The sequence below is a fragment of the Burkholderia sp. LS-044 genome, assembly GCF_004803625.1.
GTDB lineage: Bacteria > Pseudomonadota > Gammaproteobacteria > Burkholderiales > Burkholderiaceae > Burkholderia > Burkholderia cepacia.
This window is the reverse complement of record NZ_SSWO01000005.1, coordinates 187,790-200,412: the sequence shown is the minus strand read 5'-3', so window position 1 is coordinate 200,412 and position 12,623 is coordinate 187,790. Positions and strand designations below refer to the sequence as shown.

The window sequence follows — 12,623 nt, the reverse complement described above, 5'->3', positions numbered from 1 at the left end:
TCTTCCATTGCGCGAGGCGCGGGTAGCGCGCCACGTCCTTTCCACAGCAAGACCAAGCATGCCCGCCCGGGCAGGGCGGAGGCTTGCTCACGCTCGGGTGCCTATCGTGATCCAACGTCTTTCGAGTTTGCCGCCATTCGTGCGCTGGCGCCCGCGCCCGTGCTTCCTGCTCGCGCTGTCGGTGTTCGCGTCGACTGGCACGATGGCGCAGACCACAAGCGCCACACAGGTGGCGGAAGTCCAGTTCGACGACCTGTTCCTGCAGCGCCCGGGCGGCACGCGGGTGGACGTCAGTCGCTTCGAAAAAGGCAATGCCGCGGCGCCGGGTTCGTATCGCGCCGACCTGTACGTCAACACGAACTGGATCGGTCGTACCGCGATCACGCTGCGCCAGGTGGGCGACAGCCGAAACAACGTCCAGCCCTGCTTCGATCGCGAGCTGCTGCAGCAGGTCGGGGTGGATCTCGCGAAGCTGTCGCCCGAAGCGACGCTCATGTTGACGGACTCGAACCATGCCTGCGCGACGATCGGCATGCTGGTGCCGGACGCCGTCGCCACTTTCGACAATGGCGAGCAGCGGCTCGACGTCAGCATCCCGCAGGCCTCGTTGAGCCGCGCGGCGCGCGGCTACGTGGATCCGCGCTACTGGGACGAGGGCGTGCCGGCTGCGCTGCTGTCGTACAACGGCAACATCTACCGCGCCGACAACCAGGGCGCCTCGTCGACCCAGGCCTACCTGGGCCTGACCGCCGGCCTGAACGTCGGGCCCTGGCGCTTCCGCCACAACGGCAACACCACCTACGACACGCACGGCGGCACGCACTACCAGAGCGTGCAGACCAGCCTGCAGCGCTCGATCGCGCGCCTGAAGGCGCAGCTCGTGATCGGCGACGCGTTCACCGACGGCACGATGTTCGACAGCGTGGGCTTTCGCGGCGTGCGGATCGCCAGCGACGAGCGCATGTATCCGGAATCGCAACGCGGCTATGCGCCGACCATCCACGGCATCGCCAACAGCAATGCGCTGGTGCAGGTGCGCCAGAACGGCAACATCATCTACAGCGCCACCGTCGCGACCGGCCCGTTCGAGATCGACGATCTCTATGCGACCGGTTATGGCGGCGACCTCGACGTTATCGTGACCGAAGCCGACGGCAGCATCCACACCTTCAAGGTGCCGTATGCGTCGGCCGTCAGTTCGCTGCGGCCCGGCATCACGCGTTTCAGCGTGACGGCCGGCCAGTACCGCAGTCCGCTGCTGTCGAGCAAGCCCGCGCTGTTCCAGGCGACCGTACAGCACGGTTTCACCAACCTGATCACCGGCTACGGCGGCATGACGGCCGCGCCCGGCTACCTGGCAGGCCTGGCCGGCGTCGCGCTCAACACCGGGCTGGGCTCGTTCGCGCTGGACATCACGCAGGCCAACACCGACCTGCCCGGCCTGGGCACACGCCACGGCCAGAGCGTGAAGCTCTCGTACAGCAAGCTGATCAGTCCGACCAATACCAATATCGCGGTGGCCGCCTATCGTTATTCGAGCAGCGGTTACCTGGGCCTGCAGGACGCCATGCAGTTGCGCAGCCAGCAGACCGGCGGCATGAACGGCCTGCTGTCGGGCGGCGTGCGCCGCGGTCAGTTCCAGGTCATGCTGAACCAGGGCCTGCCGGAAGGCTGGGGCTCGTTCTACCTGTCCGGCTCGACCGTCAATTACTGGAATCGCAGCGGCAACGACACGCAGTTCCAGGCCGGCTACAGCAACAATTTCCGGCGCATCAACTACGGCGTGTCGGTCGCGCGCCAATTCGACGCGACGCAAAACCGCTGGGACAACCGCTTCATGCTGAACGTGTCGATCCCGCTGAACTTCGGCTCGCGCACGTTGTACTCGTCGACCAGCCTGCAACACGACAGCCATGGCGCAACCCTGGTCCAGCAGTCGCTGACCGGCTCGCTCGGCATCGACAACGCGCTCAGCTATGGCGTGAACGTCGGCCATACCCGCGGCAGCGGCACCGGGGCGACCGCCAACGTCGGCGGCAACGTGTCCTACATGTCGCCGTATGCGACCTTGTCGGGCAACGCTTCGAAGGGCACCGGCTTTACGCAGTACGGCGGCGGCATCTCGGGCGGTATGGTGGCCTATGCCGGCGGCGTGGCCTTTGCGCCGACCATGGGCGAGACGATGGCGATCGTCGAGGCCAAGGACGCAAACGGCGCACGCGTGACGGCCGGCAGCGGCCTGCGCATCGATCGGTTCGGTCATGCACTGGTGTCGACCCTGACGCCGTTCTCGACCAACGAGGTGGAAATCGATCCGAAGGGCGTGCCGATGAGCGTCGAGCTCAAATCCAGTGCGCAGCACGTCGCGCCGACCGCGGGTGCGGTGGTGCGGCTGAAGTACGAGACCGAGGGCGGCGGACGCGCGGTAATCATGCGCGCGCGCATGGCCGATGGTGAGCCGGTTCCGTTCGGCGCGGAGGTGAGCGATACGGCGGGGCAGAACGTCGGCACAGTCGCGCAGGATGGCCGCGTCGTGCTGCGCGGCGTGAAGACGGATACCGGCACGCTGAAGGTGAAGTGGGGCGACACGGATGGCGATCACTGTTCGCTCTCCTACACGCTGCCAACGGAAAACAAGACGAGCAAGCAACGCTGGATCGACTCGGAGGCGGTATGCACGAAATGAGCGCAGCGGATGCGATGAACCTGGGAAAGAAGATGAACAAGAACGAAAAACCGGCCGCGACGCGCCGGCAGGCGAAATCGGCGCGCGGCTGGGGCCGCGTGGTGTTCTGGCTGCTCGCGCTGGTAGCGTTGATGCCTGGCCTGGGTTCGCGTGCCGCGTTTGCGCAGAGCGCCAGTTGCACGGGCACGGCGCAGACGGTGACGATCTCGATGCCGGCTTCGGTAACGATCCCGCGCGACGCCGCGATCGGTACGGTGCTGACTACCTGGGCCAGTACTCCGGCCACCACCAACTTCTATAGTTGCACCGTGTCGGGTTCTGCATTCTCGGGTATGGCCTTCGAAGCGTTGTCGATGACCAAGGCCGGCATGACGGTGGCCGGGCCGAATGGTGTGGCCTATACGGTCTGGAATACCAATGTGCCAGGCGTCGGTGTCGCGATCGGCGTGCGTTCCTATGCGAACGGTTGCGGATGGCAGCCATGGGACGATCTCGGCACGCCGAGGCCGCCGCTACCCAGCCCTTGGGCTGGGTGGGCCTGTAACCTGAACGGTACGAGCAGTTTGGTCAACAACGGCGGCCAGGTTCAGGTGGCGCTGGTCAAGACCGGCGCCATCACGGCGGGCACGGTGACGGGCGGCGTGCTGTTCGAGGGAGCGCCCTCGACGGGGGGAGCAAACATCAACGGCCCGTTTGCGGTCTCCGCTTCGAGCCACGTGTCGTATTCGCTGACCTCGACCATCGTCAACGTCGCGGCGTGCACCACGCCGAACGTGACGGTCAACATGGGCTCGCCCATGCAGTCGGAATTCACGGGCATCGGCTCGACCAACAAGCAGGCCGTCTCGTTCAACGTGGCGGTCAACGCCTGCCCGACAGGCCTGAACTCGATCCAGTACCAGTTCATCCCGGTCAATGCCGTCCTCGACAGCACCAACGGCGTGCTGGCGCTGTCGAGCGGTTCGACGGCCACCGGTATCGGCCTGCAACTGAAGGACGGCAACGGCAACGCGCTGAAATACAACACGCAGTACACGCTGACGAGCTACAGCAAATCGACCGGCGGCTCCTACACGATCCCCCTCACGGCCAGGTACTACCAGACGGCCGCGAAGGTCACAGCCGGCAGCGCAAACGCCGTGCTGACCTTCACCATGACGTATCAGTAAGTCGCGCACAGCGAACCTCGATGTGCGCGGAGGCGGCCTGGATTTGCGCGGGCACGCCCGGACGTGCGGACGCGTCGGTCGTTCGACTGCCCACCACGCCCCAGGGTAAATAAACAAGGGCGCCCGAGGGCGCCCTTCATGCATCCGGATTCCGAACCGCGCAGCAGCCGTCAGTTCGTCCGCGAATTGTGTTTCTGCAGATACGCGATCAGGCCGTCGATCCCGCCCGATGCGAGCTGGCTCTTGAACTGGCCCTGGTAGACCTGGATCAGCCACGCGCCCGACATGTCGATGTCGTAGATCTTCCAGTCGTTGCCGACCTTGCCGAGACGATAGCCGACCGACTGGCTGTCGCCCGGCGTCGTGACCGTCGACTGCACGAGCGCGTCGGCGCCCGACGCGCCGCCGGCCTTGAACGAGAACTTCGCGTCCTGGCTGCCGAGCTGCGCGAGCGACGCGGCGTAGGTGCGCGTCATCAGCAGCTTGAACTGCTTGTAAAGCTCCTGCTGCTGTTGCGGCGTGGCCTGCTTCCACGCGTCGCCGACCGCGATGCGGGTCGTGCGCTCGAAGTTGGTCGCGGGCAGGAAGCGCTGCTCGACGACCGCCGAGACCTTCGCCATATCCCCGCCGCGCGCGGCCGGATCGGCCTTCATCGCGTTGACGGTACCTTCGACCGCATTGCGGACGATATCGACCGGCGCGCTCTGCGCAAAAGCGGAAACCGACACGGCGGCCGCCGCGACGAAAGCAAACAGATGACGTTTCATACGAATATCGCTCGATGAGAAAAAACGACCGGTTCATTGCACCGGCCGACGAAGCAAAGTATACCGGGCCCGACGCCTCGGTGCGCCGCCGTGACCGACTGTTACCTTTCAGGTTCCTTTGTCACAGGCGCGCGGCGGCGCGACGACGCAGCGCGGCGCCGATTATGTAAATATCCCCTTACAAACCGGCGAGCCATCGGTATCGATTCCGCCGTCGCGAACAAATCTCCTTCCCGCCCCGAAACCCCCAACGTCACGACCGCCGCCACGTCGCGCCGGTATACTTGGCTACTTTGCCCTTGCCAGCCGCTCCCCACCGCCACATGGTGACATCTCTCATCGTCCGACTCGTTGCATGGTCGGTGCGCCGCCCCGTCTGGGTCGTCGTCCTGTCGCTCGTCATCGCCGCGCTCAGCGGCGTCTATGTCGCGCAGCATTTCAAGATCAACACCGACATCAGCAAGCTCGTCGATGCCGAGCCGCAATGGGCCGCCCTCGGCCAGGCCGTCGACAAGGCGTTCCCGCAACGCAACGGCACGATCCTCGCGGTCGTCGAGGCGCCGGCGCCCGAATTCGCGAACGCCGCCGCGCATGCGCTGACCGAAGCGCTGCGCAAGGATGCCGACGCCGGCCGCATCGGCCAGGTGGCCGAGCCCGGCGGCGGGCCGTTCTTCGAGCACAACGGGCTGCTGTTCCTGTCGCCGCAGGAGGTCACGGATACCACCTCGCAGCTCGCGAGCGCACGCCCGCTCGTCAACGAACTCGCGAAGAACCCGAGCCTGACCGGCCTCGCGACCACACTCTCCACCACGCTCGGCCAGCCGCTCCTGACCGGCCAGGTGAAACTGCCCGCGATGGCGAAGCTGCTCGCACGCAGCGCCGCGACGGTCGACGACGTGCTGGCCGGCAAGCCCGCCGCGTTCTCGTGGCGCGCGCTGGTCGACAACGATGCCGCGCGACAGCCCGCGCGCGCGTTCGTCACCGTGCAGCCGGTGGTCAACTACGGCGCGCTGAAGGCCGGCGCGGAAACCAGCCAGGTGATCCGCGACGCGGCCCGTTCGCTCGACCTCGAGAAGCGCTACGGCGCCGCCGTGCGCCTGACCGGCGAGCAGCCGCTCGCCGACGACGAATTCGCGTCCGTCGAAGATGGCGCGGCGCTCAACGGCGCGCTCACGCTGCTCGCCGTGCTCGTCATCCTGTGGCTGGCGCTGCGCTCGAAGCGGATGATCGGCTCGGTGCTCGTCACGCTGTTCGTCGGCCTCGTCGTGACCGCCGCGCTCGGCCTCGCGATGGTCGGCTCGCTGAACATGATCTCGGTCGCGTTCATGGTGCTGTTCGTCGGCCTCGGCGTCGATTTCTCGATCCAGTACGGCGTGAAATACCGCGAGGAGCGCTTCCGCGATCCGCGCATCGATCACGCGCTGATCGGCGCCGCGCACTCGATGGGCATGCCGCTCGCGCTGGCCACCGCGGCCGTCGCGGCGAGCTTCTTCTCGTTCATTCCCACCGCCTATCGCGGCGTGTCCGAACTCGGCCTGATCGCGGGCGTCGGGATGTTCGTCGCGCTGCTGACCACGATCACGCTGCTGCCGGCGCTGCTGCGCCTGTTCGCGCCGCCGGGCGAATCGAAGACGCCGGGCTTCCCGTGGCTCGCGCCGGTCGACGACTACCTCGATCGCCATCGCAAGCCGATCCTGATCGGCACGCTCGTGGTCGTGATCGGCGCGCTGCCGCTGCTCGCGTTCCTCCACTTCGACTTCAACCCGCTGCACCTGAAGGACCCGCACAGCGAATCGATGGCGACACTGCTCGCGCTGAAGGATTCGCCGGAAGCCGCCGTCAACGACGTCACGCTGCTCGCGCCGTCGCTCGCCGATGCCGACGCGGCCGCGAAGCGCCTCGACGCGCTGCCTGAAGTCGGCCGCACGACCACGCTGTCGACCTTCATCCCCGCCGACCAGCCGGCCAAGCGCGCGGCGATCGCCGCGGCCGCGAGCGACCTGCTGCCCGCGCTGACGCAGCCGGCCGCGCCGCCCGCGACCGACGCGCAGCGCGTCGCCGCGCTCAAGCGCGTGTCGGACCTGCTGAGCTACGCTGCCGAAGATCACCCGGGCCCGGGCGCGGCCGCCGCGCAGCACCTGTCGGCCTCGCTCGCGAAACTCGCCGCTGCGGACGCCGCGACGCGCGACCGCGCCGAGCGTGCGTTCTCCGACACGCTGCGCATCGCGCTCAACCAGCTCGCCTCGCTGCTGCAGCCGCAGGACATCACGCGCGAATCGCTGCCGCCGCAGCTCGTGCGCGACTGGGTCGCACCGGACGGCCACGCACTCGTGCAGATTTCGCCGAAGGTGCCGAAGGGCGTCGACCCGAACGACGACACGATGCTGCGCCGCTTCGCGAAGACCGTGAAGGCCGCGGAGCCGGGCGCGACCGGCGGGCCGATCTCGATCCTGCATTCGGCCGACACGATCATCAACGCGTTCCTGCATGCGGCACTGTGGTCGATCATCTCGATCACGATCCTGCTGTGGGTCACGCTGCGCCGCTTCGGCGACGTGCTGCGCACGCTGGTGCCGCTGCTCGTGTCGGGCATCGTGACGCTCGAACTGTGCGTCGTGCTCGGCATGTCGCTCAACTTCGCGAACATCATCGCGCTGCCGCTGATGCTCGGCGTCGGCGTCGCGTTCAAGGTGTATTTCGTGATGGCGTGGCGCGGGGGGCAAACCGGGCTGCTGCACTCGAGCCTCACGCACGCCGTCCTGTTCAGCGCCGCGACGACGGCGACCGCATTCGGCAGCCTGTGGCTGTCGCACCACCCGGGCACGTCGAGCATGGGCAAGCTGCTCGCGCTGGCCCTGACCTGCACGCTGATCGGCGCCGTGGTGTTCCAGCCCGTCCTGATGGGCAAACCGCGCGTCAAACGCGCCAAGAACCAATCGCAAGGAATCAATGAATAAGGTGCGAATCATTGCGGCGACCGTTGCCGCCAGCGCAGTGCTGACCGGCTGCGCGACGGGACCGAACCGCAACCCCAACGACCCGCTCGAGCCGATGAACCGGGCGATGTACAAGTTCAACGACACCGTCGACACGAACATCGCCCAGCCGATCGCGAAGGGTTACCAGAAGGTCACGCCGACGCCCGTGCGCACCGCGATCAGCAACTTCTTCTCGAACCTCGGCGACCTCGGCAACATCGCGAACAACCTGCTGCAGTTGCGCATCACCGACGCGACGCAGGACTTGATGCGCGTCGCGATGAACTCGCTGTTCGGCGTCGCCGGCCTGATCGACATCGCGACGCCGGCCGGGCTGCCGAAGCATCACCAGGATTTCGGCCTGACGATGGCGCGCTGGGGCGTGCCGTCGGGCCCGTACCTCGTGCTGCCCGTGTTCGGGCCGAGCACGTTCCGCGACGGCGTCGGCCGCGCGGTGGACGTGCGCTTCAACCTGCTCAACTACATCGAGCCGGCCGCGCGCAACCCGATGTACATCGCGCAGTTCATCAGCGCGCGCTCGGACCTGCTCGGCGCGACCGACCTGCTGAAGCAGGCCGCGCTCGATCCGTATTCGTTCGTGCGCGACGCGTACCTGCAGCAGCGCAAGTCGCTGACGTATCGCAGCCAGTCGTCGTCCGCGACGCTGCCGACCTACAACGAACCGGGTGAATCGGGCGCCGTGCCGGCCGCGACGCCTGCCGTGCCGGGGTTGCCGAACTACGAGGATCCGGGCGAGTCGGGCGGTACACCGGGCGCTGCGCCGAACAATGCACCGGCCGCGCCGGGGCTGCCGCAGTACGACGATCCGGGTGCGGACGGTGCGATGCCGGCGAGCACGCCGGCTGCTGCGCCTGCCGCGGCATCGGCAACCGCGCCGGCAACGCCTGCGAGCAGTCCGGCCGCGCAGTAACGCTGCAACGGCTACCGCCGCAAGGAAAAAGAGCGCTGCAGTTCAAATCTGCAGCGCTCTTTTTTTGTCCGCGATTTGTCCGCGAGAACCGGAAGGAAAGCCGGGAAGGGAGGGGTAAGAAAAGCGGCGAACGCCGCTCAGACGATCCGCATCGCGCCCGCACGCTCGAATGCGTGCCGCGCCTGGATCAGCGTCGTGCGCGCCGCGCGCGCGTCGCTGGCCACCTGCAGCAGCGGGCCGAGCTGCGACGGCTGCTTCAGCAGCTCACGCAGGATCGGCAGGATCGCCGTGCTGCCGTCGTCGCGCAGGCCGGCCGTCGCCGCGCTGGGCAACGTGCGCCACGCCGGATCGACGATCGCGCGGCACACCGCGAACGGCACACCGCGCGCCGCCGCGAAGGCCGCCGCGATATGCGACTCCATGTCGACGGCGAGCGCGCCCTTCGCGCGATGCAGCGACATCTTTTCCTGTTCGCTGACGACCGGTGCGCCCACGGCCGCGATCGTGCCGCGCGTGACGCGCGCCCACACCGGCGTGTCGTGCAGCGCGGCGACGAGCCGCGTGCTCCAGCGCGTATCGGTCTCGACGCGGCCGAACGGCCCGTCGATCGCGTTCGCGATCACGAGCGCGCCGGGCGCCAGGTCGGGCGCGAGCCCGCCCGCGGTGCCGAAGCTCACGATGCCCGCGCAACCGCGCGCGGTCGCCTCGGTCAGCGCGCGTTCGAGCCGGTCGGCGCGCGCGGCGAAGACCGCTTCGACGCCGTCGCCGCGCGCAATGCGCGCCTCGAACGCCATCCCCGTCACGGCGATGACGGGCAGCATGCCGGTGGATTGCGTCGCCACGCGTTACAGCCCGAACGTGACGCGCGTCGTGTTGTCGCGCTTCAGGTTGCGATAGCGCGCGAGCGCCCACAGCGGGAAGAACTTGCGATAGCCATGGTAGCGCAGGTAGAACACGCGCGGGAAGCCCGTCGCCGTGAAGCGCGCTTCGTCCCACAGGCCTTCTTCGTTCTGGTTGGCGATCAGGTAGTCGACACCGCGCGCCACCGCCGGGTTGTTCACCTCGCCGGCCGCCATCAGGCCGAGCAGCGCCCAGGCCGTCTGCGACGCCGTGCTCGGCGCCTGTTCGAAGCCGCGATAGTTCAGCTTGTAGCTGTCGCCGTCCTCGCCCCATCCGCCGTCCTTGTTCTGGATCGACAGCAGCCACTGCGCGCCGCGCTTCATGCGCGGATCGTCCGGCGTCAGGCCGGCCGCGTTCAGCGAGCACAGTGCCGTCCACGTGCCGTACACGTAGTTCATCCCCCAGCGGCCGTACCAGCTGCCGTCCGGTTCCTGCTCCTTGAGCATGTAGTCGAGCGCGCGGCGCGCCGGCTCGCTGTTCAGCGGCGTCTCGCCGAGCTGCGCCAGCATCGACAGGCAGCGGCCCGACACGTCGGCCGTCGGCGGATCGAGCAGCGCGCCGTGATCCGAGAACGGGATGTTGTTCAGGTAGTACTGCGTGTTTTCCGGTTCGAACGCGCCCCAGCCGCCATCGCTGCTCTGCATCCCGACGACCCACTCGCGCGCGCGCGCGATCGAATCCCGATACGCGTCGTTCTGCCGGAGTTTCTGCGCGCGATCCATCGCCACCGCGACCACCGCCGTATCGTCGACGTCCGGGTAGTGCGCGTTCGCGTACTGGAAAGCCCAGCCGCCGGGCCGCACGTGCGGGCGGCGCGAGATCCAGTCGCCGCGCACGTCGAGGATCTGCAGCGGGCGCAGCCATTCGAGGCCGCGCAGCACGGCTTCCTCGGCCCGCGCGTCGCCCGTCTCGAGCAGCGCATGTGCGGCGAGCGACGTGTCCCACACCGGCGACAGGCACGGCTGGCAATACGCTTCGTCGTCGTGCACGACGAGCAGCTTCTCGATCGACTTGCGTGCGATCGCGCGGTTCGGATGATCTTCCGCGTAGCCGAGCACGTCGTACATCATCACCGCGTTGGCCATCGCCGGATAGATCGCGCCGAGGCCGTCCTCGCCGTTCAGGCGCTCGTCGACGAACGAGACGGCCTGGCGGATCGCGCGTTCGCGCGTGTAGTTCGGGAACAGGCCGTCAGCCGCGCGCAGCGCATGGTCGACCACGCGGAAGAACGCGAACCAGCCGGGGCTCTGGTGACCCTGGCGCGGCAGCAGGCCGGCGTTGACGGGCGGATCGATGAACAGCTCGTCGATGCGCACGCCGCGCGGGTTCTTCGCGAGCGGGCGCTTCGCGTTCAGCACCAGCAGCGGCACGATCACGGTGCGCGCCCAGTACGACACCTTCGACAGGTGGAACGGGAACCACTGCGGCAGCAGCATGATCTCGACCGGCATCATCGGCACCGCGCGCCACGGAATCGCGCCGTACAGCGCGAGCTGGATGCGCGTGAACACGTTCGACATCTCGGCGCCGCCCATCGCGTGGATCGCGCGGCGCGCACGCTGCATGTGCTCGGCGTTCTCGTCGTCGCCGATCACCTTCAGCGCGAAATACGCCTTCACGCTCGCGCTGATGTTCGGCGCGCCGTCGGTGAACAGCGGCCAGCCGCCGTCGGCCTGCTGGATGCGGCGCAGATACTTGCCGATCTTCTGTTCGAGCTCGACGTTCGGCGTCTCGCCGAGATAGTGGACGAGCAGCACGTATTCGGCGGGAATCGTCGAATCGGCTTCGAGTTCGTAGACCCAGTGGCCGTCCGCGTTCTGCGCGGCCAGCAGCGCGTCGGTCGCACGCGCGACGGCCGCATCGACGCCGGCCGGCACGGTGCCGGCGGACAAGGTAGCCATTTCGGTGAGATCGTTCATCGGTCCCTCTGTTGCTTACTGTGTCTGGAGCACGTCCGCGGCCAGCTGGCCGGAGCGAATCGCGCCCTCGATCGTGGCGGGCAAGCCGGTGGCAATCCAGTCGCCCGCCAGCACGAGATTGGTCCAGCGCGTACGCACGGCCGGACGCTTCATTTCCTGCGACGGCACCGCCGCAAAGCCCGCGCGCGGCTCGACGACGAGCTGCCACGCGGGGATGGTTTCCGGGTTCGCGCCCGTCACGCGCGCGACGTCTTCCCAGATGCGCCGCGCAAGCGTGTCGCGCGGCGTGTCGAGCCAGTGGCCGGCGTCGCGGATCGTCGCCGCGAGCTGGCCACCGCCGGTGCGCACCGCATCGACGACACCGTTCACGACCGCCGTCTGCAACGGCGTGCCGGCCGGCGCCTCGATCGCGAAGTACGCGGTCACGACCGCGCTGAACGTGTCGGGCGCGGTGAGCTCGGGCACGAGCGGCTGCGCGACCTCGGGCGGCACGGCCAGCACGACGGCGTCGCCCGGTGCGAGATCGATCCGCTCGCCGCCGACCGAGATCGCATCGACCGCATTGCCGTGCGCGCCGAATTCGAGCGCGTCGAGCCGCGAGTTCAGCCGGATCTGCGCGCCGCCGTGCTGCAGCATCCGCAGCGCCGGTTCGACGAATGCGCTGCCGAGACCATCGCGCGCGACGAGCGGACGGCAGCCGGGGCCGCCCGCGGCAAACGTGCCGCACAGCGCCGCACGCGCGAGTTCGGCGCTCGCGTGGCGCGGCTCGACGTTCAGCACACCGAGGAAATACGGCCGCAGCCAACGTTCCCACAGCATGCCGTCGCATCGCATCGTCTGTGCGAGTGAGCGGCCCATGCGCGCGAACGCGAGCGGGGCGAGCGCGAGGTAGTCGAGCGGCGTCGTGCCCGGCGCACGCGATGCGGCATCGAACAGCCACGACGGCCAGCGCCCGTCGCCGAAGCGCAGCGTCCAGCGCTGCTGCGACGCGACGTCGACGACCGGGAATTCAGGCAGCGCGGGCCCCGCGAGCCGGTCGGCCGCGCCGATCGCACGCAGGTAGCGCTGCGTCGCGGGCTGTCCCGCGAACACCGTGTGCAGCCCGCTGTCGAGCGTCGTGTTCAGCGTCCCGTCGAACCATGAGCGGCAGCGGCCGCCCGCATGCGCGTGCGCGTCGTGCAGCACGATGCGCCGCCCGCGGCGTTGCAGCTCGACCGCGGCCGACAGGCCGGCAAGGCCGGCGCCGATCACGTGGACGGTCCTGGGCATCGAC

General features: G+C 68.3%; 8 protein-coding genes. 4 read left to right on the top strand and 4 right to left on the bottom strand.

The window, feature by feature from the left end; all coding sequences use genetic code 11:
• The first annotated feature begins 202 nt into the window (after positions 1-202).
• Positions 203-2,686, top strand: coding sequence for a fimbria/pilus outer membrane usher protein (locus E9536_RS15205; RefSeq protein WP_247873458.1), 2,484 nt, complete (start codon positions 203-205; stop codon positions 2,684-2,686).
• The gene (locus E9536_RS15200) at positions 2,674-3,855 is read left to right on the top strand and encodes a fimbrial protein (RefSeq protein WP_136470095.1); all 1,182 of its coding nucleotides are present in this window, start codon (positions 2,674-2,676) and stop codon (positions 3,853-3,855) included. The genes E9536_RS15205 and E9536_RS15200 overlap by 13 nt, the downstream gene beginning before the upstream one ends.
• A gap of 170 nt (positions 3,856-4,025) precedes the next feature.
• Here E9536_RS15200 and E9536_RS15195 read toward each other — a convergent pair whose 3' ends face one another.
• Complete coding sequence (locus E9536_RS15195; RefSeq protein ID WP_027790211.1) at positions 4,026-4,622, bottom strand: ABC transporter substrate-binding protein; 597 nt, start codon at positions 4,620-4,622, stop codon at positions 4,026-4,028.
• 323 nt (positions 4,623-4,945) lie between these two features.
• On the opposite strand from E9536_RS15195, the gene E9536_RS15190 reads away from it, so the two are divergent.
• Both E9536_RS15190 and E9536_RS15185 read left to right on the top strand, forming a co-directional pair.
• Positions 4,946-7,579: an MMPL family transporter gene (locus tag E9536_RS15190; RefSeq protein ID WP_027790210.1), complete on the top strand. Its 2,634-nt coding sequence runs from the start codon at positions 4,946-4,948 to the stop codon at positions 7,577-7,579.
• Entirely contained in the window at positions 7,572-8,531 is a 960-nt protein-coding gene (locus E9536_RS15185; protein ID WP_059693247.1) for a VacJ family lipoprotein, read from the top strand. Before E9536_RS15190 ends, E9536_RS15185 begins: the two co-directional genes overlap by 8 nt.
• A 137-nt stretch (positions 8,532-8,668) precedes the next feature.
• On the opposite strand, the gene E9536_RS15180 is transcribed toward E9536_RS15185, so the two are convergent.
• Genes E9536_RS15180 through hpnE form a run of 3 tightly spaced genes read right to left on the bottom strand, consistent with a single transcriptional unit; the run spans position 8,669 to position 12,619 of the window.
• The gene (locus tag E9536_RS15180) at positions 8,669-9,352 is read right to left on the bottom strand and encodes a phosphorylase (protein ID WP_136470223.1); all 684 of its coding nucleotides are present in this window, start codon (positions 9,350-9,352) and stop codon (positions 8,669-8,671) included.
• A 24-nt stretch (positions 9,353-9,376) separates the two neighbouring features.
• A complete protein-coding gene (gene shc / locus E9536_RS15175; RefSeq protein WP_021161397.1) occupies positions 9,377-11,350 on the bottom strand; it encodes a squalene--hopene cyclase in 1,974 nt (657 codons plus the stop codon).
• A 15-nt stretch (positions 11,351-11,365) separates the two neighbouring features.
• Positions 11,366-12,619 (bottom strand): hydroxysqualene dehydroxylase HpnE, encoded by a 1,254-nt coding sequence (hpnE, locus tag E9536_RS15170; protein ID WP_124672785.1) that lies wholly within the window; start codon positions 12,617-12,619, stop codon positions 11,366-11,368.
• Between the last annotated feature and the right edge of the window lie 4 nt (positions 12,620-12,623).

Excerpts from the sequence above, each read along its gene's own strand:
- E9536_RS15205 (WP_247873458.1), top strand. The coding sequence starts at position 203 with ATGGCGCAGACCACAAGCGCCACACAGGTGGCGGAAGTCCAGTTCGAC.
- E9536_RS15200 (WP_136470095.1), top strand. The coding sequence starts at position 2,674 with ATGCACGAAATGAGCGCAGCGGATGCGATGAACCTGGGAAAGAAGATG.
- E9536_RS15195 (WP_027790211.1), bottom strand. The coding sequence starts at position 4,622 with ATGAAACGTCATCTGTTTGCTTTCGTCGCGGCGGCCGCCGTGTCGGTT.
- E9536_RS15190 (WP_027790210.1), top strand. The coding sequence starts at position 4,946 with ATGGTGACATCTCTCATCGTCCGACTCGTTGCATGGTCGGTGCGCCGC.
- E9536_RS15185 (WP_059693247.1), top strand. The coding sequence starts at position 7,572 with ATGAATAAGGTGCGAATCATTGCGGCGACCGTTGCCGCCAGCGCAGTG.
- E9536_RS15180 (WP_136470223.1), bottom strand. The coding sequence starts at position 9,352 with ATGCTGCCCGTCATCGCCGTGACGGGGATGGCGTTCGAGGCGCGCATT.
- shc (WP_021161397.1), bottom strand. The coding sequence starts at position 11,350 with ATGAACGATCTCACCGAAATGGCTACCTTGTCCGCCGGCACCGTGCCG.
- hpnE (WP_124672785.1), bottom strand. The coding sequence starts at position 12,619 with ATGCCCAGGACCGTCCACGTGATCGGCGCCGGCCTTGCCGGCCTGTCG.